Origin of the sequence: Comamonas terrae (assembly GCF_001544075.1) — a bacterium.
In the GTDB taxonomy this organism is placed as follows: Bacteria; Pseudomonadota; Gammaproteobacteria; order Burkholderiales; family Burkholderiaceae_C; genus Comamonas; species Comamonas terrae.
The window spans coordinates 76,515-99,467 of record NZ_BCNT01000001.1; the positions used below are offsets into that span (position 1 = coordinate 76,515).

A 22,953-nucleotide genomic window follows, 5' to 3' on the forward strand; every position below is an offset into this window, starting at 1 on the left:
CGGCCCGGCCACGACCGGGCAGCCTCAGGAGACAGCCCATGAACGCCCCTACCTCCAGCAAGGTCCTGGCCCCCACCGTCAAGCTGCTGATCAACGGCCAGATGGTCGAATCGCAGACCACGCAATGGCGCGACCTGATCAACCCTGCCACGCAGGAAGTGCTGGCGCGCGTACCCTTCGCCACGCCCGAGGAAGTCAATGCCGCCGTCGCCAATGCCAAGGAGGCCTTCAAGACCTGGAAGAAGACCCCCATCGGCGCACGCGCCCGCATCTTCCTGAAGCTGCAGCAACTGATCCGCGAGAACATGAAGGAGCTGGCCGCCATCCTGACGGCAGAACAGGGCAAGACCCTGCCCGATGCCGAAGGCGATGTGTTCCGCGGCCTGGAAGTGGTCGAACATGCGGCCAATATCGGCACGCTGCAGCTGGGCGAATTGGCCAACAATGTGGCCAGCGGCGTGGACACCTATTCATTGCTGCAGCCCTTGGGCGTGTGCGCGGGCATCACGCCGTTCAATTTCCCGGCCATGATTCCGCTGTGGATGTTCCCGATGGCGATCGCCACCGGCAACACCTTCATCCTCAAGCCCTCGGAGCAGGACCCGATGGTCACCATGCGCCTGTGCGAACTGGCGCTCGAAGCCGGCGTGCCGCCCGGCGTGCTCAACGTGGTGCATGGCGGCGAGGACGTGGTCAACGCCATCTGCGACCACCCCGACATCAAGGCCATCAGCTTCGTGGGCTCCACCAAGGTCGGCACCCACGTCTACAACCGCGCCAGCCTGGCCGGCAAGCGCGTGCAATGCATGATGGGCGCCAAGAACCACGCCATCGTCATGCCCGATGCGAACAAGGAACAATCGCTCAATGCCTTGCTGGGCGCGGCCTTCGGCGCTGCAGGCCAGCGCTGCATGGCCGTGTCGGTGGCCGTGCTGGTAGGGGAAGCACGCAACTGGATTCCCGAGCTGGTGGAAAAGTCCAGGGCTCTCAAGGTCAGCGCCGGCACCGAGCCCGGCACCGACGTGGGCCCGCTGGTCTCGTGCGCGGCGCTGTCGCGCGTCGAAGGGCTGATCGAGCGCGGCCTGGCCGAAGGCGCCAAGCTGGAGCTGGATGGCCGCAAGCCGCAGGTGGCCGGCTATGAAAAAGGCAACTTCGTCGGTCCCACCATCTTCAGCGGCGTCAAGCCCGGCATGAGCATCTACGAGCAGGAAATCTTCGGCCCCGTGCTGGCCATCGTGGAGGCCGAGAACCTGGACGAAGCCATCGCCCTGATCAATGCCAATCCCAATGGCAACGGCACGGCCATCTTCACCCAGTCGGGCGCCGCGGCGCGCAAGTTCGAGGAAGAGATCGACGTGGGCCAGGTCGGCATCAACGTGCCGATTCCCGTGCCCGTGCCGCTGTTCTCGTTCACCGGCAGCCGTGCCTCCAAGCTCGGCGACCTGGGACCCTACGGCAAGCAGGTTGTGCTGTTCTACACTCAGACCAAGACCGTGACGGCCCGCTGGTTTGACGACTCCACCACCAGCCAGGGCGTCAATACCACCATCAGCCTGAAGTAAGAACAAGACATGCGACTGCGCCAGCCTCCCGACCTCCAGCCATCACCACGGTCTTGCAGGAGGTTGGGCGCAGTTCTGCTTTGTCTGGCGACAGCCGGTGCCGCTGCACAGGAAAAGGCGGCGCAGCCCGCCAGCGCGTTCTGCGATCCAGCCGCCCAGGGGCAAGCCCCTCTGAAGTGCCTGGATGAGCGAGCCGACGCTGCCGATGCGGCGCTCGAGCACAGCCTGAAAAAGCTCCATGACCTGATGCCGGCCGAACGAAGCGAACAGCTGCGGGTCCGCCAGCGGGACTGGGCGCGGCGCCGCGACACGGAATGCACGCCCGCGAACAGGCCCGCTTCCGACACCAATGCCCTGGCCCAGGCCGCGCTATGCCGCAGCCGGATGGCCATGCGGCGCACCGAACTGCTCGACAGCCTTCAGCCGCCCGCCCGGCAACCGCCCCAAAACGGGCTGGACTGCGCCGACGCGCAAAAAAACACGCTGGCCTGCCTGCAGCAGCGGCAGGCCACCATCGAATACGGTGTGCAGGTGCTCTATATCTCCATGGCAATGGATCTGCCCGAGCTTCAGGCCGAGAGGTTCCATGCCGAGCAAAAGCGCTGGCTTGAGCAACGCGAACAAAGCTGCCGGCTCAACGGCTATGTTCATGAAAAGGAAGACCAGGTCGCCTGCCGGCTGCGCATGGGGCTGGAGCGTATAAAGGCTTACCGGCAAGACTGGCAGCCTCTGATCAAAGCCGGGGCAAAGCCATGAGCCACAAGCCTCGTTCCACCCAGCTCTGCTCGCCCGGCCTCCCTCTTTCAGCCCGTTCTGCAAATGCGCTGGCAACCATGCTTTTGGCAACAGCTTTCAGCACCTATGCACATGCCCAGGCCGGCGCCAACTGCGTGCCTGGTGGCACGGTGCAGCAGACCAATGCCTGCGCCATCAAGGATTTCCAGCAGGCGGATACCGACCACCAGATTCTTTATGGCGATGTGATGCGCGCCCTCTCGGCCCATGAGCGCCCGCTCCTGCGCAAGGAGCAAAGCGAGTGGACACGCCACCGCAACACTCTGTGCAAGCAATCGCAGGCTCCATTCGAGGCCCAGGCCGACTGGCCGCGCCGCTATTACCAATGCTTGATCCAGCAGATCAGAGCCCGCGACGATGTACTCAAGCAGTGGCTGCACCAGGGTCCGCCACCATAACTATGAATTCAATAGCTGCCGACGCTTTCCCAATAAGCCCTGCAGCCTCATAAAACAATAAAGGAGACAGAGATGGACTTTGAACTGACAGAAGATCAGCATGCCTTTGCCGACACGGCCCGCGCCTTCGCCCAGGCAGAGCTGGCGCCGCATGCCGCCGAGTGGGACCGCGGGCAGGTCTTCCCGCGCGAAGCCATTGCCAGGGCCGGCGAACTGGGCTTCTGCGGCCTGTACGCACCCGAGAGCGCCGGTGGCCTGGCCCTGCCACGCCTGGATGCGACCCTGGTCTTCGAGGAGCTGGCCGCCGTCGACCCCTCCACCACGGCCTTCATCACCATCCACAACATGGCGACTTGGATGCTGGGCACCTGGGCTACCGACGAGGTCCGCGCCGAATGGGGCGAACCGCTCACCAGCGGGCAAAAGCTCGCCAGCTACTGCCTGACCGAACCCGGCGCGGGCTCGGACGCCGCTTCGCTCAAAACCCGGGCCGAACTGGTGGGCAACGAATATGTGATCAACGGCGCCAAGGCCTTCATCAGCGGCGCGGGCAGCACCGACGTGCTGGTGCTCATGGCGCGTACCGGCGATGCGCAGTCGGGCGCCAGCGGCATCAGCGCCTTTGCCGTGCCGGCCGATCTGCCCGGCATCAGCTACGGCAAGAAGGAAGAAAAAATGGGCTGGAACAGCCAGCCCACGCGCGTGATCAGCTTCGACAACGTGCGCATTCCCGCACGCAACCTGCTGGGCCGCGAAGGCGAAGGCTTCAAGATCGCCATGAAGGGACTGGACGGCGGGCGCATCAACATCGCCACCTGCTCGGTCGGCGCGGCCCAGGGCGCGCTCACCCAGGCCCAACGCTACATGCAGGAGCGCAAGCAGTTCGGCAAGCCCATCGCCAGCTTCCAGGCGCTGCAGTTCAAGCTGGCCGACATGGCGACCGAGCTGGTCGCCGCGCGCCAGATGGTGCGCCTGGCCGCCAGCAAGCTCGACGCCGGCGCGCGCGACGCCTCCACCTACTGCGCCATGGCCAAGCGCTTTGCCACCGATGCGGGCTTCATGGTCTGCAACGAGGCGCTGCAGCTGCACGGCGGCTACGGCTATATCCGCGAGTACCCGCTGGAGCGCCTGATGCGCGACGCCCGCGTGCACCAGATCCTCGAAGGCACGAACGAGATCATGCGCGTCATCATCGCGCGGCGTATGCTGGAAGGCGATGCACCCAACGCCATCCGCTGAATCCGCCATGCAGCACGCACCGACCTCTGCCGCCGTTCTCGCAGTCCACCGCGACAGCGAGCATCGCTTCTCCAAGACCACGGTCGATACCATCGAACTGCAAGCGGGCCTAGGGGTGGCAGGCGATGCACACTGGGGCCGTACCGTGCAGCACCGCTCGCGGGTCAAGGCCAACCTCGACCAGCCCAACCTGCGGCAGGTGCATCTGATTTCGCAATCGCTGTTCACCCACGTGGCCGGGCAAGGCTTCGAGGTCCGGCCCGGACAGCTGGGCGAGAACATCACGCTGGCCACTGCACCTGGCTGGCTGTGGCATGAGCTGATTGCTCTGCCGGTGGGCACCGAGCTGCATTTTTCCCAGGGGCCTGTCGTGCAGCTGACCGGGCTGCGCAACCCTTGCGTGCAGATCGACGATTTTCAGCCGGGCCTTTTCGCCGCCATGCTGGAAAAGGACGCTCAAGGCCGGCTTATCCGTAAAACCGGTGTAATGGCCGTGGTGCTTCAAGGCGGCCTCGTGCAGGCCGGAGATACCGTCACCCAGCGTCTTCCGACCCTGCCCCACCAGGCCATGGAACGGGTGTAAGGAACCAGCCATGCCGACCCGTCCCCTGTCCCCCGAAGCCCTGGTGCTGATCGCTGCGCTGCGCGAGGCGCTGGCCGTGCGCGGCAACGTGGAGGAGCGCACGCTGTTCGGCAGCTACTGTTTCTTCGTGGACGGCAAGCTGTGCCTGGGCGTGAAGCACGGCGAGCTGCTGGTACGCCTGCCGCCCGAGCGGCACACCGAATTCATGGAAATGCAGAACACCCGCGAACTCTCGCCCGGCGGCGGCATGCAGGGCTACTTCTGGGTGGAGCCCAACGGCTTTGCCACGCGCGGGCAATGGCAGTTCTGGCTCGACGAAGCCCTGGCCTACAACCCGCGTGCCAAGGCATCGCCGCGGCGCAAGGCCGCGGCCCCAAGCGCAGGCCAGGCGAAGCGCCCCAGCGTGTTCGATAGCGACCTATAGGAGAGAACCGCCATGCCCGTCCGCATCGTCCGACTCGGTACCCCGCGCGCCCCGGGCGAAGGCCTGCGCATAGGCACGGTGCGCCGCCCGCCGCGCGGCGTGCCCAAGGCCGAGTTCGCCAGCCGCGATTACTACGACGTCTGGTATCCCGAGCTCTCGCCCGAGCCCGACACCATGAAGCTGGCACTGGAATCCCACCACCTGCAGGACCAGGGCCAGACTGCCAAGGCCGACAAGCTGTGGAAGCAGTTCGACAAGTTGTTCCGCAAGCAGCTGGCCGAGGCACCTGCCGACCGCACGCTGAGCCTGCTCGCCGCCCTGTCGCACCATGCCGCATTCGCCGTGGGCTGCTACTGCGAGAACGAGGCGCGCTGCCACCGCAGCATTCTGCGCAGCCTGCTGCAGGACAAGGGAGCGGACATCGCCAACTGAAAAGAATCAGCCGCCAACGCAGGCAGACAAAGCGCAACAAGCTACATCTTCAATAGCAGACAAAGGAGACAGACATGCAGATCGCCTTCATCGGCCTCGGTAATATGGGCGCCCCCATGGCCATCAATCTCGTCAAGGCCGGCCACAGCGTCAAGGCCTTCGATCTCAGTGCCCCGGCTCTCGCCAAGGTCCAGGCCGAAGGCGGCCAGGCCGCGGCCAGCGCCGAGGAAGCCGTGAAAGGCGCCGAGGTCGTGATTTCCATGCTGCCGGCCAGCCAGCATGTCGAAGGGCTGTACCTGGGGCGCGGCGGCACAGGCGGCCTGCTCGCGCACATCGCCAAGGGCGTGCTGGTCATCGACAGCTCCACCATCGCCGCCGCCACCAGCCAGAAGGTGGCCAAGGCGGCCGAGGCCGCAGGCATTGCCTTCATCGACGCCCCTGTCTCTGGCGGCACGGGCGGCGCCATCGCCGGCACGCTGACCTTCATGGTGGGCGGTGCCGACGCCGACCTGGAGCGCGCGCGGCCATTGCTCGAGAAGATGGGCAAGAACATCTTCCACGCGGGTGCCGTGGGTGCGGGCCAGACCGCCAAGATCTGCAACAACATGCTGCTGGGCATTCTGATGATAGGCACCAGCGAGGCCATCGCCCTGGGCGTGGCCAACGGGCTGGACCCCAAGGTGCTGTCCGAGATCATGCGCCGCAGCTCGGGCGGCAACTGGGCGCTCGAGGTCTACAACCCCTACCCCGGCGTGCAGGAGAATTCCGCCGCCACGCGCGGCTACACCGGCGGCTTCGGCACCGACCTCATGCTCAAGGACCTGGGCCTGGCCCAGGAAAGCGCCATGGCCGTCAGGGCCAGCACGCCGCTGGGCGGCATGGCCCGCGCGCTCTATGCCGCCCACAGTCTGGCGGGGCACGGGCCGGAAGACTTCTCCAGCGTGATCAAGATGATGCAAAAGAAGTGACGGCCTGGGGTCCAGCCTTCTCCCCGAAAAAGACCGCACGGCGAGAGCCATGCGGTCTTTGTCCTGACGGCTGATTGACACTGCGCTGCAAGCTCTCAGAATGGACAAGGACATGCGCAAACAAGGTGCACCAAGCCGGTTTCTTGAGGCGAGGCTCGCGCCCGGACCTGATTGGCGCCAGTCGTGTTGATCCGTCAGCGGCGCAGAGAGCGTGGACACGTTCTCAAAGGAGGCCATCATGAAGAATCCTCTCGAAGCCATCCTCATCCTGGGTGCCGGCAAGATAGGTTCCACGATTGCCGACATGCTGGCCGAGCTGCATGGCCTCCCTACCACGCTGGCGGACATGCAGCCATCGCCCGCCGCCAGCGATCCGCTGATCAACCGCCTGCAACTGGACATACAGAGTGACGCCGCGCTGGCCGAGGCACTGCGCAAGCACTCCCTGGTCATCAATGCCCTGCCTTTCTTCTGCGCAGCGCGGGTCGCAACCGCCGCAGCCCAGCATGAAGTCCACTATTTCGACCTGACCGAGGACGTTGCCGCCACGCGTGCCATACGGGCTCTCGCGCCGCAGGCGCGCGCGGTGCTGATGCCGCAGTGCGGGCTGGCGCCGGGCGTGATAGGCATGCTGGGCGGGCACCTGGCGGGGCAGTTCGATGCGCTGCACGAGCTGCAGCTGCGCGTGGGCGCGCTGACGGTCCACGCCACGAATGCACTGCGCTACCACTTCACCTGGAGCATAGACGGCCTCATCAACGAGTACTGCAATCCCTGCGATGCCATCGTGAACGGCCAATTGACGCAAGTGCAGCCGCTGGAGGGGCTGGAAAGCTGGCTCCTGGACGGCCAGCAGTTCGAGGCCTTCAACACCTCCGGCGGCCTGGGCACGCTGTGCGAGACGCTGCAGGGCCGCGTGCGCAACCTCAGCTACAAGACCCTGCGCCACTCCGGCCACCGCGACGCCATGCACCTGCTGCTGCACGGGCTGCGCCTGATGGAGCGACGCGACCTGCTGCGCCAGGTGCTGGAAGGCGCCGTGCCCCACAGCCGCGACGACATGGTGGTGATTGCCGCCACGGCCACCGGCCTGCGGGGCGGCCGGCTGGAGCAGGAGACGCGCACGGTGCGCATCTACGGCGCGCCGCTGCGCGGACGGCATCGCACGGCCATCGAGCTGACCACGGCCGCCGGCATGCTGGGCGCGGTGGAACTGTTCGCCACCGGCCGGCTGCCGCAGCACGGCTTTGTGCGCCAGGAGCAATGCACGCTTTCCGCCTTGCTGGCCACCCGCGTGGGACATTACTTTGAAGGCCTGCGCGAAGATGCCCAAAATGGCGCGGAACCTGCCGCGCCCGTCCCCCAGGCCGTCCACCGTTGAAGTTTTCGATTCGCTCCAGGAAAACCCATGACTGCATCGCCCTTAGACGATTTCGCCACCGTGCTGCAGCGCTGCGGCATTGACCTGACCGCGCTGCAAGGCTCCGACATTGCCGTGCGCTCGCCCATCGACGGCACCGAACTGGCCCGCCTGGCGGCCCTGCCCGCGGCACACATGCCTGCCGTCATCGGCCGCTCGGACCAGGCCTTCAGGCAATGGCGGCTGACGCCCGCACCGGTGCGCGGCGAGCTGGTGCGGCTGTGGGGCGAGGAGCTGCGCCGCGCCAAGGCGGACATAGGCCATGTCGTCTCGCGCGAGGTCGGCAAGATCGTGCAGGAAGGCCTGGGCGAGGTGCAGGAGGCCGTGGACATCTGCGAATTCGCGCTGGGCCTGTCGCGCCAATTGCACGGCAAGACCATTGTTTCGGAACGGCCGGGCCACCGCATCATGGAGCAATACCACCCGCTGGGGCCGGTGGCCGTGATCACGGCCTTCAATTTCCCCAGCGCGGTGTTTGCCTGGAATGCAGCGATCGCTCTGGTCTGCGGCAACCCCGTGATATTCAAGCCCTCCGAAAAAGCGCCGCTGTCGGGCCTGGCCACCTTCAAGGCGTTGGAGCGTGCGATCGCTCAATTCACGGCTCCATTCGGCGACCGTGCACCGGCGGGCCTGGCCCAGATTGTGCTGGGCGGCGGCGATGTCGCCGAAGCCCTCGTGGACAGCCCGCAGATCGCCCTGGTGTCGGCCACGGGCTCCAGCCGCATGGGCCGCGCCGTGGGACCCCGGGTGGCGGCGCGCTTTGGCAAGCGCATCCTGGAGCTGGGCGGCAACAACGCCATGATTGTCACGCCCGCGGCCGATCTGGACATGGCGGTGCGCGCCATCGTCTTCAGCGCCGTGGGCACGGCCGGCCAGCGCTGCACCACGCTGCGGCGGCTGATCGTGCACAGGGATGTGAAGCCGGCCCTGCTGGACAAGCTGCTCAAGGCCTATGCCAGCCTGCGCATAGGCGATCCGCTGCAGCCCGGCACCCTGGTGGGGCCGCTGATCGACGAGGCGGCTTTCAATGCAATGCAGCACGCCCTCGCCCAGGCGCGGCAGCAAGGCGGCACGGTGCTCGCCGGCGGCCGGCGCGTGCTCGCAGAACCGTTTCCCCAGGGCTTTTATGTGGAGCCGGCCATCGTGGACATGCCTGCGCAGACGGCCATCGTGCGGCAGGAGACCTTCGCGCCCCTGCTCTATGTGCTGAGCTATGAAGAGCTGGAGCAGGCCATCGCCTGGAACAACGACGTGCCGCAGGGCCTGTCTTCCTGCATTTTCTCCAACGACCTGCGCGAGGTGGAAACCTTTCTGAGTGCAGCCGGCTCGGATTGCGGCATGGCCAACGTGAACATAGGCCCCAGCGGCGCGGAGATAGGCGGGGCCTTTGGCGGCGAGAAGGAGACCGGTGGCGACCGCGAAAGCGGATCGGACGCCTGGAAGCAGTACATGCGCCGCACGACCAACACCATCAACTACTCGCGCGAGCTGCCGCTGGCGCAAGGCATCCGGTTCGGGTGAAACGCGGATGCTGAAGACCATGCCTGCCAAGGAACACCGGGCGCCCTGGGGCCGTTCGCTGATCCTCATCTCCGTGCTGAGCAGCCTGCTGTGCCTGGGCATCTCGACGGGTTTCGCACTGAGCCGCCATTCCGGGCTGCGTTGGCCCCTCCTGCTGCCTCTGGTGGTTCTCGCGGTCTGCGCGCTGTTCACGGTGCGCGGCTATGTGGTCACGGCCGATGCGCTGCTGGTGCGGCGCCTGCTCTGGACCACCCGCCTGCCCTGGGCAGGAGCGGCCGCCCTGCAATCGGTTCACGCCGAGCCCGATGCCATGCGCGGCAGCATGCGCCTCTGGGGCAATGGCGGCCTGTATGCGTTCACCGGACTTTTTCGCAGCAAGAAACTGGGCAGGTACCGGGCCTTTGTCATGGACCGGCACCGCACGGTGGTGCTGCGCCTTGCCGGCCGCACGATCGTGGTCTCGCCCGCCTCGCCCCAGGACTTTGTGCGCGATGTGCGACAGGTTTCGGGGCTAGCGGATTCCGGCTGAGAGCCCTGGCGGGCCGGCCTCCACGAGGCGCTGCACACTGGCCACGAAGGCCTCGAGCACGGCCGGCATGCGCTGTGCGCGCCAGGCCAGCACCGCCGGCGTGGTCACCCTGCTGCCGCGCAGCGCCGCAAACCGCACGCCGTTCATGCCCACCGTCTGCATGCAGGCCGGCACCAGGGCCACGCCCTGCCCGGCCGACACCAGGGCCATGACGGTCAGCCACTGGCGCGCGGCATGGCGCGTATGGGGATGGACGCCAGCCTGCTGCAGGCAGGCGATGACATTGTCGTAATTGGCCGGCGCCACCTCGCGCGCGAACATGACGAAAGTGTCCTGGGCCAGCTCGGGCAGGTCGATCTCGGCACGCTGGGCCAGTGCATGCTCGCTGGGCAGGCAGCAGACAAAGGGCTCCTCGCCGATGGACAGCGTGCGCATGCCGTCGGGCGGCGTGCCGATGTTCAGGAAGCCGCAATCGATCTGCCCGCTGGCGATGGCCTGCAGCTGGTCGCGCGTGGACATCTCGTGCAGGCACAGCTCCACCAGCGGACGCTCGGCGCGAAAGGCCCGGCAAAAACCCGGCACCTGGCGGTAGACCATGGAGCCCGTGATGCCGATATCGAGCCGCCCCTGCAGGCCCAGGGCCACGCCGCGCACCACCTCGGCCGCATGCTGCAGCTGCGCCAGCACCTTGCGCGCCTCGTGCAGAAAAGCCTCGCCCGCAGGCGTGAGCTTCACGTTCTTGGCGTCGCGCTCCATGAGCACCGTGCCCAGGTCCTGCTCCAGCGCCTTGAGCGCCATGCTCAGCGGCGGCTGGGTGATGCACAGGCGCTGGGCCGCCCGGCCGAAATGCAGCTCCTCGGCCAGAACCACGAAATACCGTAGCAGATGAGTCTTCATGAGCTGATCTTGCCATGCAGGCGCGGCGACAGGCATCGCTCCTTTCGCCAGAGACGCCGAGCAAGAGCCGCCTCGCGGTGGGGGCGCCTAGCCGAAGGCGTCGTTCCCCTTCCAGGGGGAAGCGGCGCAGCCGCTCAGGGAGTTATCAATACGACTTCGGCAAGCCAAGCACTTTTTCGGCAATGAAGCACATGATGAGCTGCGGGCTCACGGGCGCCAGGCGCGGAATCCACGACTCGCGCATATAGCGCTCCACATGGAATTCCTTGGCATAGCCCATGCCGCCGTGCGTGAAGATGGCGGTCTCGCAGGCCTTGGCGCAGGCTTCGGCGGCCAGGTACTTGGCGGCATTGGCCTCGGCGCCGCAAGGCAGGCCCTTGTCGTAGAGGAAGGCGGCCTTCTGCACCATCAGGTGCGCGGCCTCCAGCCCCATCCAGGCCTGGGCCAGGGGGTGCTGCACGCCCTGGTTCTGGCCGATGGGCCGGTCGAAGACAACACGCTCGTTCGCATACTGGGTGGCGCGCGCCAGGGCCGCACGGCCCAGGCCCACGGCTTCGGCGGCGATCAGGATGCGCTCGGGATTGAGGCCGTGCAGGATGTACGAGAAGCCCTTGCCCTGCTCGCCGATGCGGTCCTCCACGGGAATGCGCAGCCCGTCGATGAAGAGCTGGTTGGTGTCCACGCACTTGCGGCCCATCTTCTCGATCTCGGTCACGGTGATGCGGCTGCGGTCCAGGTCGGTATAGAACAGCGACAGGCCTTCGGTGCCCTGGCATTCCTCCACGGGCTTGGTGCGCGCCAGCAGCAATATCTTGTTGGCGACCTGGGCCGTGGAGATGAAGACCTTCTGCCCGTGCACCACATAGACATCGCCTTCGCGCACGGCGCGGGTCTGCAGCTTGAAGGTGTTCAGGCCCGCATTGGGCTCGGTCACGCCGAAGCAGGCCTTGTCCCGGCCCGCGATCAGCGGCGGCAGCCAGCGCTGCTTCTGTTCGTCCGTGCCGAAGACCACGGCCGGGTGCAGGCCGAAGATGTTCATGTGCACGGCCGATGCGCCCGACAGGCCCGCGCCCGTGGCCGATATGGTGTGCATCATCAGCGCCGCTTCGCTGATGCCCAGGCCGGCACCGCCGAACTCCTCGGGCATGGCGATGCCCAGCCAGCCGGCCTCGGCCAGGGCCTGGTGGAAGTCATGCGGAAAACCGCCGTCCCGGTCCTTCCTGAGCCAGTAGTCGTCGTCGAAAGGCGCGCAGGCGCGCTGCACGGCCTCGCGGATCTGTTCCTGCTCGGCGCTCCACAAAAAGTCCATGGCTTGCTCTCTTCTGTCCGTTTTTTTGAATGAAATCAAGCTCAAACGCTTGTCCCTCAAGCGCTTTCAGCTATTGTTTTGTTCAAGCGGGGCGGCGCACGCGCGCCGGGTCCTCGCCATAGGGCGGGCTGTAGATGACCAGCAGGCGCACGGGCGTGTCGCTGGTGACGCGGAACACGTGCATGCAGTCCTCGGGGAAGAAACAGGTATCGCCGGCCTGCATGGCAAAGCGCTCGGTCCGGCCCTCGCTTTCCACCTCCACCTCGGCCGTGCCCTCGAGCAGGTAGCAGGCCTGCTCCATGCCCGGGTGGGCATGCGGCAGCGCGCCGCCGCCTTTTTCCAGCGTGCCCAGCACCACCTCCATGTGGCGCGCGCCCACATTGGCCCGGCTGACGAGGCGCCGGTTCACGGTACCGTGGTGGTTGGCGGGGCTGTAGCCCGGCACGTCCTGCTCGCGTATCAGATAGCGGGGCATGGGTTTTTCTCCGTGTCGTTCGATGAGGGCGCCTGCATGCAGGCGCCACTGGCCTGCAGCGCGGCGATGCGGGCCTCGGCAAGGCCTGCCTCGCGCAGCACCTGCAAGGTATGCTGGCCCAGTTGCGGTGCGGCGGCGGCATGGGCAGGCGCGGGCGTGCCGCTCCACTGCGTGGGGTTGCCCGTGGTGCGCAGCCGCCCTTCCGTGGGGTGGTCGATCTCGCGCACAAAGCCCGTGGCCGCGTGGTGCGGATCGGCCAGCAGGTCCTCGGGCGAGGCCATGGGCATGTTGGGCACGTCGGCCGCATCCAGCAGCGCCCGCCATTCAGCCGTGCTGCGTTCCTCCATCAGGCGCGCCACCTCGGCATAGACGGCATCGATGTTCGCCGCGCGCTGGCCGTGGGTGGCGAACATGGGTTCGCGCATGCGCTCGCCCTGGCCTATGGCGTTGAAGAAACTGTGCCAGTGCTTGTCGTTGTAGATCAGCACGCACAGATGGCCGTCGCGCGTGCGGTAGGGCTTGCGGTGGCGCGTGAGCAGCCGCGCATAGCCGGCCTCGCCCAGCGGCGGATCGAAGCTCAGCCCGGCCATGTGGTCGCCCAGGATGAACTGCGTCATGGCCTCGAACATGGGCACGACCACGGCCTGCCCCTGCCCTGTCTTCTCGCGTGCATACAGCGCGGCCGTGACCGCATAGACCGCATGCAGGCCCGTGACGCGGTCGCCCAGCGTCATGGGCGCGTACGCGGGCTCGCCGCCGCCGTACTGCTGGGCCAGCCAGGGCACGCCGGTCGCGCCCTGGATCAGGTCGTCATAGGCGGGGCGGGCCGCATACGGGCCGGCCTGGTCGAAGCCGCAGCAGCTCACATGGATGAGGCGCGGATGGCGCTGCGCCAGATCCTCGTAGGCCAGGCCCAGCCGCGCCATGGCCTGGGGCCGCACATTGCTGATGAACACATCGGCACCGGCCAGCAGCTGCAGCAGCGCCTCGCGCGCGGCAGCCTGCTTCAGATCGAGCACGATGGAACGCTTGCCCTGGTTGGCCTGCAGAAAGATGGGGCCCATGCCGGGATTGCGCATGGGGCCCACGTGGCGCATGTTGTCGCCCTCGGGAGACTCGACCTTGATCACGTCGGCTCCCAGGGCCGCCAGGATCTGCGTGGCGAACGGCCCCATGACCACCGAAGTCATGTCCACCACCTTCACGCCGGCCAGGGGACCGGCTGGCGTGCCCGCCGCCTGTCTGCTGTCGCTGTGCATGGCCGCCATCCTCACTGCGCCTCGATGCCGGCCTGCTTGACCAGCTGGCCCCATTTGGCAAGCTGCTCCTTCACATAGGCGGCGAACTCGTCGGGCGTGGCCGTGGGCCAGACTTCGAAGCCTACCTGGGCCAGTTGCTCCTGCACGGCCCTGTCCTTGAGGATGAGCTGCAGCTCGCCGTTGATGCGCTCGGCAATGGCCCTGGGCATGCCGGCCGGGCCGAAGATGCCGTTCCACGAGGTGATGTCGAAGCCCGGCAGCGTCTTGGCGATGGCCGGCACATGGGGCAGCAGCTGCGAACCCTTGGCCGCCGTCACGCCCAGCGTGCGCACGCGGTCGGTCTTGAGCGTGCCCCAGGCCGAGCCCAGGTCGGCCACATACATCTGGATCTGGTTGCCCATCACGTCGGTCAGCGCCTGCGGGCTGGACTTGTAGGGCACGCCGGTGATCTGCGTCCTGGTGATGTACTTGAAGGTTTCCGAGGCCACCAGCGAGGTGCTGTTGGGCGTGCCGTAGGAAAGCTGGTCGGGATGCGCCTTGGCGTAGGCGATCAGCTCGGCCACCGTCCTGGCCGGCACCGAGGGGTGCACGATCAGCGCGAACGGCAGCTCGCCCACGCGCGCCACGGGCGTGAAATCCTTGATCGGGTCGTACTTGAGGCCCTTGACCAGCCAGGGATTGGCCGAGTGCGAGGTGTTGGTGGTCATGAACAGCGTATAGCCGTCCGGCTTGGCCTTGGCCACATGCACGGCCGCGATCTGGGCGTTGGCTCCGGCGCGGTTGTCCACGATCACGGGCTGCTTGAGGCGCTCGCCCAGCTTGCTGGCCACCACGCGGGCCACGGCGTCGGTGCCGCTGCCTGCGGCGAACGGTACCACCAGCGTGATGGGGGCACTCGGATAGCTCTCCTGCGCCAGCGCAGGCAGGGCAAAGCCCAGGCCGGCCGCCATGGCGGCTGCAGCGCCGGCGCCCAGTAGATAACGCTTTTTCATGCTTGTCTCCTTGGTCAGATGCGGCCCCTGTATCCGGCGCCTGCCCTGCATGCTGAGGCGTTCAAGCATTCAAGTCCAATTGTTTAAACAGAGTGAACGATTCTATTTATGAATCATTGAATTGCCGAATATCCGCATCAGGCTGCCGCGGCGCAGGGGCAGCATGCCTCTACACTGCGGGCATGATCTGGATTTCCGTGCTTCTGTCGCTGCTGTCCCTGCCTCTGCTATGGCTGGTCCTACCCGTGCTGGTCATGCCGCCGGCGGCCTTTGTCTGCGGCTTCATTGCGTTCAAGCGGGCCGTGCTGCTGGCGCCCGAGCCCGTGGGCCTGTTCATGGGCACGCTGCATGCGCTGCCCATGCTGCTGGCCGTGGCCGTCTTTGCACTGGAGGCATGGCTGATCAGCACTGGCTACCGGGCCTGAAAACGGCCGCCCTTGCGGTCTTCCCCCGACACGCCAACACGGCAAAGGCTGACGCTTGTCATCAAACCAAGGTTGAAGTCCGCGCACCGGCACGGGACAATAGGGTATTTGCCGTTACTTCCCGGAGGCGCGCCATGGCTCTTCTTCATGCATCACCTGCCCAGGCCATCGACGTGAATCCTTACGGCGCCCGGCTGGGCAGTGCGCGCACCCATGCACTGTTCAAGGCTGACGACATGGAAGTCATCCGCGTGGTGCTGCGCGCCGGCCAGTCGCTGCCCCCCCACCATGTGCCCGGCAGCGTGAGCCTGCACTGCCTGGAAGGCCGCTTCGAGGTATTGCTGGGCCAGACCGTGCACCAGCTCGACAGCGGGCAGCTCATGCACCTGCCGCCCAACATGCCGCATGCCGTGCGGGCCGTCGAGGACTCTTCTGCGCTCGTGACCATCGTGCTCTGCCCCGGCTGAATCAGCGCACGGGCAGGAATTGCATGAACGGTCCGGCCAGCAGGCCCTGTCCGTAGCCGATGACCGAGCGCCGGTAGCGCTCGGTGGTGAAGCTCGCGACCAGATCCAGCCGGCCGATGATCTTGCCCATCTCGCGCTCGAAGCTCAGGTTGCGCTCCTGCTCGGCCAGCTCGTTGGACAGCAGGAGGGGCTGGCCGCTGGACGATTTGCGGGAGTTGAGGATCCAGTTGGCGATTTCCAGATTGCGCGCCGCATTGAAGACACGCTGCGGGTCGAGCCCGTCGACCAGCGTGAACGAGGTGCGGTTGCCGTGGGCCGTGATGATGGTGTCGGCCGCCGCATAGACGAAGGCCGCCACGCGATCGCCGGTGAAATCGGGCCGCAGCGCCAGCGACAGGGCCGCCACATCGCGCTCGCCCTGCAGCTCCTGCCAGGGCTGGCGCTCCATGATGGCGATGCGCACATAGGCAACGGCCGCCTCGCGGCTCTCGGCGGTCTTCTTCCACTCGCCCGGATTGCGGCGGTAGAGCTTGTCCATGATGCGCACCAGGCTGTCCAGGTTCTCCTTCATGGCCAGCGTGGCCATGCGGTTGCTGTCGGACTGGATCAGTTCGCCGGCCTGGAAGGACTCGCCTTCCACCTTGCCGTGCCGGGTCGGTGCGCTGGAACAGGCGGCGAGCAGCGCACAAAGCGCGATGACGGGCAGCGCGGCTGCACGCCCTGCGCCCGCGCGCACCGCGGGGCGGCAAGCGTCATGAAGCGGCATGGGACAAGGCGGATGCAACAGGCATGCTGCAAACATAACAGCAGCCCGGCCCCTGTCCGCGCCTTGCGCGGCCTTCGATTGTGATCAATCGTGAACCGCGGGCCCGCTCTCCCGGTATTGCCGCAGCAATTGTTCGAGCACCTTCCACAGCGCCGGATCGTCGGCCATGGAGACCTGCACCCGCAGCATGCGGCTGCAAGCCTGGCGCGGCGAGAACAGCAGGCCGGGCGCCAGCAGCAGGTCGTGCGCGGCCGCGTGGCGGGCCAGCACCTCGCTGTCCATGCCGCAGTCCACCCAGGCAAAGGTTCCGGCCACCGGCTCGTGCACCGCATGGCAGCCCAGGGCCTCGAGCCGGCGCAGGCAGCGGCTGCGCGCCTTGTCCACGCGTTCGCGCAGCCGGTCCACATGCTTGCGGTAGGCTCCGTCGGCCAGGATGCGGTGCACGATGTGCTCGCTGGGCAGTGCCGAAGTCAGCCCGCCCAGCAGCTTGAGGTCCGTGAGCTGGTGGATGATCTCGGGCCGCGCCGCCACATAGCCCACGCGTAGCCCGCCCGACAGCGTCTTGGAATAGCCGCCGACCAGCAGCACGCGCTGCAGCCGGTCCATGGCGGCCAGGCGCAGCGGCATGCTGCCCAGGAAATCCGAATAGGTATCGTCCTCGACCAGCAGGAAATCGTGCTGCTGCGCAATGCGCAGCACATCGTGCGCCACGCCCACCGAAAGGCTCAGCCCCGTGGGGTTGTGCACGACGGTATTGAGGATGAACAGCTTGGGCCGGTGCTGCCTCGCCAGGCTTTCCAGCGCCTGCACGTCGGGCCCGCCGGGCAGGCGCGGCACGCCCACCACGTTCACGCCCATGGCGTTGAGACGCCCGAAGATCAGGAACCAGCCCGGGTCCTCGACCAGCACGGTATCGCCGGGCCGCAGAAAGCAGCGCACGATCAGGTCCAGCCCGTGGGTGACGCCGCTGACGGTCATCAGGTTGGACTCGGGATGCGCGGGCACCTCCTGGGCCTGCAGTCCCGAGGCGATCTGCTGGCGCAGCGGCAGGAAGCCCTGGGGCACGCCATAGCCCAGCAGCCCGGCCTCGGCCCGCGCGCCCTGCCGCACGATGGTGCGCATGGCGCCGGTGATCAGCCCGTGGTCCATCCAGCTGTTGGGCAGGCAGCCCGCGCTGCCGGCGCCATCCACTCCCTCGCGGAAGATGCCGCGCAGCAGATAGGTCGTATCGAAGGCCGCGCCCTGCGCGAGGCTGCTGGCGGGCATGGGCGCAGGCACGGCCACGCTGCGCTGGGCGCAGACGTAAAAACCGGCGCCGCGCCGCGACTGCACCAGGCCCAGCGCGGCCAGCCGGTCATAGGCCTGCACCACGGTGTCCCGGCTCACCTGGGCGCTTTCGGCCAGCGCCCGCACCGAAGGCAGGCGCATGCCGGCGCGCAGGCCGTGATTGCGGATCAGGCCGCCGAAATGCTCGACCAGCTGATCCACCAGCGAATTGCCGCTGCCGCGCATGGGCTGCCAGCCCATGGCCGAAGCGGTCCGCGCAACGGCTGCGGGTGACGGAGTGGCGGCAGCCAGGCCGGCGGCACCAGGAGAGGAAAGTGTCTGGGTCATACAAGCAGGCCAGTTCATGAAGTGGCATGGCAAAGTGTACTGGCACTGTACCGTTTTCCGGATTTAGCATGCAGAGCACCACTGCTTGAACTGCCATGAATCCCTTGCCTTCCTCGCTTTCCTTCGTGCTGCCGCTGGCGCTGTTCGCCTTTGTCAGCTCCGTCACGCCCGGCCCCAACAACGTCATGCTCACGGCCTCGGGCGCCACCTTCGGCTACCGCCGCAGCGTGCCCCACATGCTGGGCATCTGCCTGGGCGTGGTCATCATGCTGCTGCTGATCGGCGCCGGCCTGGGCAAGGTCTTCGAGGCCGAGCCACGCCTGTATACCCTGCTCAAATACCTGGGCGCGGCCTATCTGGTCTGGCTGGCGGCCAAGATTGCCAAGGCCGGCAGCGTGGACCAGGGCCAGGCCGGCAGCCGCCCGTTGAGCTTCTGGCAGGCCGCCGCCTTCCAGTGGGTCAATCCCAAGGCCTGGATCATGTGCATAGGCGTGGTGGCCACCTATACGCCGCGCGAAGGCTTTTTCTTCAATCTGCTGCTGTCGGCCATGGTGCTCGGGGCGATCAACTATCCCAGCATCAGCGTCTGGACGCTGTTCGGCAGCACCGTGGGCCGTGCGCTGCGCACACCGGCGGCGCTGCGGGCCTTCAACGGGACCATGGCGGCCCTGCTCCTGCTGTCCCTGGTGCCCATCTTCATGGAATGACTGCAATGGCGTCTTAAACTGACCGCATGCACATACGCCGACTGCAAGCCGCCGATCTCGCAGACTACCGCACGCTGCGCCGGCAGGCGCTGCTGGAAAGCCCGAGCGCCTTCAGCGCCACGCCGCAGACCGAGCAGGCCGTGACGGATGCCCAGCTGCTGGCGCGCTTTGACAGCACGCCCGGTCAGGCCATGTGGGGCGCCTGGGATGGCGGCCGGCTGTGCTCCACGCTGGGCATGTACCGGGAACAGAACGCCAAGCTGGCGCACAAGGCCACGCTGTTTGCCATGTATGTGGCGCCGGGCGCTTGCGGACGCGGCATTGCCGGCCGGCTGCTGCAGGCAGCCATCGAGCATGGCCGCTCGCTGGGCCTGCGCTGGCTGCAGCTGGGCGTGAATGCGGACAACGGGGCCGCGCTGCGCCTGTACGAAAACGCGGGCTTTGCCGCCTGCGGCCGCATGCCCGAGGCCATTGCGGTGGACGGGCGCTTTCACGACGAGATCCTGATGGCGCTCAGGCTGGCGCCATCGGCCGGCTGATCAGGCGCCCGCCGGCTCCAGCGCCAGGCATTGCGCGGCCAGCCGTGCGATGCCGGCGTCCGACAGATCGTCGGTCTCCAGCACGTGGCGGCTTGCCCATTGCGTGAAATGGCTGGACTGCGAGCGCTCGTAGTGCGGGTCGTAGTGGCGCAGCATGAGTTCCTCGAACAGCGGCGACAGCTCGCCGGCCTGGGCCCAGGCCTGCCAGCGGCCCACGGTCTCGCTGCCCTGCAGCTCCTTGAGCCAGCCCAGCTTGCCGGCCAGGGCCTGGGGATCGTCGCCCAGGTAGGCATAGTCGCGCAGCAGGTAGGAAAGACGCGCCCCGGTGGTGGCGCGCACCTCGATCACGGGGGCCTTGCGCATGTATTCGACCAGCACCAGCGGCACGCCCAGGCGGCCGATCTTGGCGCTCTCTCCTTCCAGATAGACGGGGCGCGACAGATCGAAGGTCTCGAGCTGCTCGGCGATCAGGGTCTCGAAGCGCTTCTGGCTGGGCTGCTCGATGCCGGGCAGGTTGCCCAGCAGCGAGCCCTTGTGGCAGGCATAGCCTTCCAGGTCCAGCACTTGCGCACCGCCTTGCTGCAGCGCATGCAGCACGCGGGTCTTGGCGCTGCCCGTGGCGCCGCACAGCACGCGCATCTGCATGCGGGGAATCAGTGCTTCGAGCTGGCTGATGACATGGCCGCGAAAGGCCTTGTAGCCGCCAGCCAGCTGCTGGGCATCCCAGCCCACCAGGCGCAGCCAGGTCACCATGGAGCCGCTGCGCAGACCGCCGCGCCAGCAGTACACCAGCGGCCGCCAGTTGGAGGGCTTGTCGGCAAAGGTCTCGCGCAGGTGGCGGGCCAGGTTGGCCGCCACCATGGCCGCGCCCAGGCGCTTGGCCTCGAAGGGGCTGACCTGCTTGTAGATGGTGCCGATGCGCGCACGCTCCTCGTTGTCGAGCACGGGGCAGTTGATGGCGCCCGGGATATGGTCCTGCTCGAACTCGCCGGGCGAGCGGGCGTCGATCAGGGTATCGAACTGGTGGCGGTCGGGAACGCGGATGGGTTGACGGTGGGACACGGCGACGATCAATCAAGGCCGCACAGGCACTGGCGGCCATCAGCTGTCGGCCATCGCCGGGAAATCACCCCGGCGCGAGGCTCGGCAATACAAAAGGCCCGCTGCAGCAAGGCACGGGCTGCGGACAAGGAATGGATCGAGCCTCGATACGCACGGCTGCGTCCCGCATGGGCAACGCAGACCTCCCTTGGAAAGGCCGGTATTTTCGCAGATGCGGCCACGCCGCGGCGGTTGCCGGGCCAAAGCCCGCGCACCGCCATGCCCGCCGGGCGCCGCGAGGGCCTCGCATGCAGCGCATTCGGAGGCAAAACGGGCCTCAGCGCTTGTACAGCAATCGCCGCGCGCTCCTTTATCAGGAGTCGACAGCCACGCCGCGGCGCGCGAAGTAGTCGCGCGTCAGCCGCACGATCACGGGCGACAGCAGCAGCAGCGAAATCAGGTTGGGAATGGCCATCAGCGCGTTGAGCGTATCGGCCACCAGCCAGGCGAAGTCCAGCGTGGCCACGGCGCCCACATAGGCGCCCATGGTCCAGAGAATGCGGAACGGCTTTTCGCAGACCGTGCCCACCAGGTAAGTCCAGCATTTTTCGCCGTAATAGGCCCAGCCCAGGATGGTGGTGAAGGCGAACACGGCCAGCGAAACCGCCAGCACATACTTGCCCACGCCGGGCATGGCGGCCTCGAAGCTCTGGGTGGAGAGCACGGCGCCCGTGGCACCGGAGTTCCAGACGCCGCTGACCACGATGGCCAGGCCCGTCATGGTGCAGACGATGATGGTGTCGATGAAGGTGCCCATCATGCCGATCAGGCCCGAGAACACCGGGTCGCGCGTGGCGCCCGCCGCCTGGGCGATGCCGGCCGTGCCCAGGCCCGCCTCGTTGGAGAAGATGCCGCGCGCCACGCCCATGCGCACCGCCATCAGCACGGTGGAGCCCACGAAGCCGCCCGTGGCCGCCGTGGGGTTGAAGGCCTGCTCGAGGATCAGCGCCAGCGCGCCGGGAATGCGGTCCGCATAGACGCCCAGCACATACAGCACGCAAACCACATAGGCCACGCACATGGCCGGCACCAGTTTTTCGGCCACGGCGCCGATGCGCGAGATGCCGCCCAGCACCACGGCGCCGGTCAGCACGGCGATCACCAGGCCCGAGATCCAGGGCTCGACACCGAAGGCGTTGTGCATGGCGGAGGCAATGCCGTTGGCCTGCACCATGGACCCGATGCCGAAGCCCGCCAGCCCGCCGAACAGCGCAAACAGCGTGCCCAGCCATTTCCAGCGCGGGCCCAGGCCGTTCTTGATCGCGTACATGGGGCCGCCCACCCATTGGCCGTGGTCGTTCTTCTCCCGGTATTTGACGGCCAGCACCACCTCGCCGTACTTGGTGGCCATGCCCAGCAGCGCCGTCATCCACATCCAGAACAGGGCGCCCGGGCCGCCCACGGCAATGGCCGTGGCCACGCCGGCGATATTGCCCGTGCCCACGGTGGCCGACAGCGCCGTCATCAGCGCGGCAAACGGCGTGATGTCGCCGTCGGCCTTGTCGCCGGGGCGGCGGCTGCGCCAGATCATGCGAAAGCCATGCACGATGTTGCGCAGCGGCATGAAGCCCAGCCGCAGCTGCAGATAAAGGCCCGTGCCCAGAATGAGCACGATCATGGGAACGCCCCAGACGATATCGTTCAGGGTCTTGAAAATATGGTTCAACCAGTCCATCGGAAGTCTTTGTGATCAGGACCGCAGCCCCGGCGGGCGCGCAGGGCCCGTTGGCCCCGCATGTGCGGCAAGGCGCAAGACTTTAATGCAGGCCCGGGCCCGCCGCGGCCGGACGGCGCCAACACCTTGCCCCATGCCTTGGTAAACGCTTCGCGGTGCACGGCCCGCCGCCCGCGGTTTGCCGGCCGTGCAACAGCCGCCGCAGGCCGCCGTCGGCCCTTCATCGCCCCGGGGAGCGCGGGTGCAGCAGCATGGTGTCGCCGCTGATCTGCACGTCGAAGTAGCGCAGGAAGTTCTGGCCCAGCAGCGCGTCGTCGCTGTCCTCGCCCGTGTAGCCCGTGCCCACGCGCACGCCGCCCACGGCCACATTGGCCACCTTGACCTGATCGGCCGTGACCATGCGCCCTTCGCGCTCGCCGTTGGCCGTGCGAAAGCGCACGGGCTCGCCGCCCTGCAGCCCCGCGCGAGCCGCGAGTTCGTCGGTCACGCTCACCGAGGTGGCGCCGGTATCGACCAGGAACTTCACCGGCTGGCCGTTGACGCTGCCGTTGACGCGGAAATGCCCGTCCTGCCCGCGCTCTATGCGCACCGTGCCGTCGGCCAGCACCTTGGCCCTGGCCGGGCGCAGGTACTGCTGCATGCCCAGGTAGACCACGCCCATCAGCACCAGCCAGAACACCAGAAAGGCCAGCGTGCCGCGGCGCGCCACCGACTGCGGCGTGGGCTCCCCGGGCATGGTGGGCGGCAGGGGCTTGGGCGGTGGCGAGGATTGCAGGCGCATGGCGTTTACGGGAGTACGGGTCAGCCCGCATTGTGCCTGCATGGCGCCAGGGCCTTTTCCTGCCGTTACAGTGGC

25 protein-coding genes are annotated in these 22,953 nt (G+C 67.2%); 15 read left to right on the forward strand and 10 right to left on the reverse strand.

What is annotated here, in order from left to right; genetic code table 11:
* Positions 1 to 38 precede the first annotated feature (38 nt).
* The 11 genes from Cte04_RS00310 to Cte04_RS00360 all read left to right on the forward strand — a co-directional run bounded on the left by Cte04_RS00310 (position 39) and on the right by Cte04_RS00360 (position 9,871).
* Positions 39 to 1,562 (forward strand): CoA-acylating methylmalonate-semialdehyde dehydrogenase, encoded by a 1,524-nt coding sequence (locus Cte04_RS00310; RefSeq protein ID WP_066469880.1) that lies wholly within the window; start codon positions 39 to 41, stop codon positions 1,560 to 1,562.
* A gap of 9 nt (positions 1,563 to 1,571) precedes the next feature.
* A complete protein-coding gene (locus tag Cte04_RS00315; protein WP_083526415.1) occupies positions 1,572 to 2,318 on the forward strand; it encodes a lysozyme inhibitor LprI family protein in 747 nt (248 codons plus the stop codon).
* Positions 2,319 to 2,395: 77 nt separating this feature from the next.
* Positions 2,396 to 2,755, forward strand: coding sequence for a lysozyme inhibitor LprI family protein (locus Cte04_RS00320; RefSeq protein ID WP_066469886.1), 360 nt, complete (start codon positions 2,396 to 2,398; stop codon positions 2,753 to 2,755).
* A 72-nt stretch (positions 2,756 to 2,827) separates the two neighbouring features.
* Positions 2,828 to 3,994: an acyl-CoA dehydrogenase family protein gene (locus tag Cte04_RS00325; protein ID WP_066469887.1), complete on the forward strand. Its 1,167-nt coding sequence runs from the start codon at positions 2,828 to 2,830 to the stop codon at positions 3,992 to 3,994.
* A gap of 7 nt (positions 3,995 to 4,001) precedes the next feature.
* Positions 4,002 to 4,577, forward strand: coding sequence for an MOSC domain-containing protein (locus Cte04_RS00330; RefSeq protein WP_066469888.1), 576 nt, complete (start codon positions 4,002 to 4,004; stop codon positions 4,575 to 4,577).
* A 10-nt stretch (positions 4,578 to 4,587) separates the two neighbouring features.
* On the forward strand, positions 4,588 to 5,001 hold the full coding sequence (locus tag Cte04_RS00335) for a TfoX/Sxy family protein (RefSeq protein WP_066469897.1): 414 nt from the start codon (positions 4,588 to 4,590) through the stop codon (positions 4,999 to 5,001).
* A 12-nt stretch (positions 5,002 to 5,013) separates the two neighbouring features.
* Positions 5,014 to 5,433 carry a DUF488 domain-containing protein gene (locus tag Cte04_RS00340; RefSeq protein WP_066469905.1) on the forward strand — a complete coding sequence of 140 codons (420 nt, stop codon included), beginning with the start codon at positions 5,014 to 5,016 and terminating at the stop codon, positions 5,431 to 5,433.
* A gap of 74 nt (positions 5,434 to 5,507) precedes the next feature.
* A complete protein-coding gene (mmsB, locus tag Cte04_RS00345; protein ID WP_066469908.1) occupies positions 5,508 to 6,401 on the forward strand; it encodes a 3-hydroxyisobutyrate dehydrogenase in 894 nt (297 codons plus the stop codon).
* Between the two features lie 238 nt (positions 6,402 to 6,639).
* Entirely contained in the window at positions 6,640 to 7,782 is a 1,143-nt protein-coding gene (locus tag Cte04_RS00350) for a saccharopine dehydrogenase family protein (protein ID WP_370671011.1), read from the forward strand.
* A 27-nt stretch (positions 7,783 to 7,809) separates the two neighbouring features.
* Positions 7,810 to 9,342 (forward strand): L-piperidine-6-carboxylate dehydrogenase, encoded by a 1,533-nt coding sequence (gene amaB / locus Cte04_RS00355; protein WP_066469911.1) that lies wholly within the window; start codon positions 7,810 to 7,812, stop codon positions 9,340 to 9,342.
* Between the two features lie 19 nt (positions 9,343 to 9,361).
* On the forward strand, positions 9,362 to 9,871 hold the full coding sequence (locus tag Cte04_RS00360) for a PH domain-containing protein (RefSeq protein WP_169798034.1): 510 nt from the start codon (positions 9,362 to 9,364) through the stop codon (positions 9,869 to 9,871).
* On the opposite strand, the gene Cte04_RS00365 is transcribed toward Cte04_RS00360, so the two are convergent.
* From Cte04_RS00365 to Cte04_RS00385, 5 genes are all read right to left on the reverse strand, one after another.
* Positions 9,854 to 10,804 carry a LysR family transcriptional regulator gene (locus Cte04_RS00365; protein ID WP_066469931.1) on the reverse strand — a complete coding sequence of 317 codons (951 nt, stop codon included), beginning with the start codon at positions 10,802 to 10,804 and terminating at the stop codon, positions 9,854 to 9,856. The genes Cte04_RS00360 and Cte04_RS00365 overlap by 18 nt on opposite strands.
* A gap of 109 nt (positions 10,805 to 10,913) precedes the next feature.
* Positions 10,914 to 12,077, reverse strand: a complete 1,164-nt coding sequence (locus Cte04_RS00370) for an acyl-CoA dehydrogenase family protein (RefSeq protein ID WP_066469946.1) — start codon at positions 12,075 to 12,077, stop codon at positions 10,914 to 10,916.
* A gap of 82 nt (positions 12,078 to 12,159) precedes the next feature.
* Complete coding sequence (locus Cte04_RS00375) at positions 12,160 to 12,552, reverse strand: cupin domain-containing protein (RefSeq protein WP_066469951.1); 393 nt, start codon at positions 12,550 to 12,552, stop codon at positions 12,160 to 12,162.
* Complete coding sequence (locus tag Cte04_RS00380) at positions 12,537 to 13,820, reverse strand: CaiB/BaiF CoA transferase family protein (RefSeq protein WP_083526417.1); 1,284 nt, start codon at positions 13,818 to 13,820, stop codon at positions 12,537 to 12,539. The genes Cte04_RS00375 and Cte04_RS00380 overlap by 16 nt, the downstream gene beginning before the upstream one ends.
* Before the next feature lie 2 nt (positions 13,821 to 13,822).
* Positions 13,823 to 14,803: a Bug family tripartite tricarboxylate transporter substrate binding protein gene (locus tag Cte04_RS00385; RefSeq protein WP_066471680.1), complete on the reverse strand. Its 981-nt coding sequence runs from the start codon at positions 14,801 to 14,803 to the stop codon at positions 13,823 to 13,825.
* Positions 14,804 to 14,985: 182 nt separating this feature from the next.
* Between Cte04_RS00385 and Cte04_RS00390 the strand changes: the two genes are divergently transcribed.
* The gene (locus Cte04_RS00390; protein ID WP_066469954.1) at positions 14,986 to 15,228 is read left to right on the forward strand and encodes a hypothetical protein; all 243 of its coding nucleotides are present in this window, start codon (positions 14,986 to 14,988) and stop codon (positions 15,226 to 15,228) included.
* Positions 15,229 to 15,362: 134 nt separating this feature from the next.
* Positions 15,363 to 15,695 carry a cupin domain-containing protein gene (locus Cte04_RS00395; protein WP_066469965.1) on the forward strand — a complete coding sequence of 111 codons (333 nt, stop codon included), beginning with the start codon at positions 15,363 to 15,365 and terminating at the stop codon, positions 15,693 to 15,695.
* A 1-nt stretch (position 15,696) separates the two neighbouring features.
* On the opposite strand, the gene Cte04_RS00400 is transcribed toward Cte04_RS00395, so the two are convergent.
* Both Cte04_RS00400 and Cte04_RS00405 read right to left on the reverse strand, forming a co-directional pair.
* Positions 15,697 to 16,461, reverse strand: a complete 765-nt coding sequence (locus tag Cte04_RS00400; RefSeq protein ID WP_066469967.1) for a hypothetical protein — start codon at positions 16,459 to 16,461, stop codon at positions 15,697 to 15,699.
* Between the two features lie 84 nt (positions 16,462 to 16,545).
* A complete protein-coding gene (locus tag Cte04_RS00405; protein ID WP_066469975.1) occupies positions 16,546 to 18,075 on the reverse strand; it encodes an aminotransferase-like domain-containing protein in 1,530 nt (509 codons plus the stop codon).
* A gap of 95 nt (positions 18,076 to 18,170) precedes the next feature.
* On the opposite strand from Cte04_RS00405, the gene Cte04_RS00410 reads away from it, so the two are divergent.
* Both Cte04_RS00410 and Cte04_RS00415 read left to right on the forward strand, forming a co-directional pair.
* The gene (locus Cte04_RS00410) at positions 18,171 to 18,782 is read left to right on the forward strand and encodes a LysE family translocator (RefSeq protein WP_066469978.1); all 612 of its coding nucleotides are present in this window, start codon (positions 18,171 to 18,173) and stop codon (positions 18,780 to 18,782) included.
* Between the two features lie 26 nt (positions 18,783 to 18,808).
* Positions 18,809 to 19,321, forward strand: a complete 513-nt coding sequence (locus Cte04_RS00415) for a GNAT family N-acetyltransferase (RefSeq protein WP_066469981.1) — start codon at positions 18,809 to 18,811, stop codon at positions 19,319 to 19,321.
* Here the strand turns inward: Cte04_RS00415 and mnmH are convergent, their stop codons facing one another.
* The 3 genes from mnmH to Cte04_RS00430 all read right to left on the reverse strand — a co-directional run bounded on the left by mnmH (position 19,322) and on the right by Cte04_RS00430 (position 22,878).
* Positions 19,322 to 20,383 (reverse strand): tRNA 2-selenouridine(34) synthase MnmH, encoded by a 1,062-nt coding sequence (gene mnmH, locus Cte04_RS00420; RefSeq protein WP_066471682.1) that lies wholly within the window; start codon positions 20,381 to 20,383, stop codon positions 19,322 to 19,324. It lies immediately after the preceding gene.
* 352 nt (positions 20,384 to 20,735) lie between these two features.
* Entirely contained in the window at positions 20,736 to 22,097 is a 1,362-nt protein-coding gene (locus tag Cte04_RS00425) for an alanine/glycine:cation symporter family protein (RefSeq protein WP_066469984.1), read from the reverse strand.
* Between the two features lie 220 nt (positions 22,098 to 22,317).
* The gene (locus Cte04_RS00430) at positions 22,318 to 22,878 is read right to left on the reverse strand and encodes a retropepsin-like aspartic protease family protein (RefSeq protein ID WP_066469987.1); all 561 of its coding nucleotides are present in this window, start codon (positions 22,876 to 22,878) and stop codon (positions 22,318 to 22,320) included.
* Positions 22,879 to 22,953 lie beyond the last annotated feature (75 nt).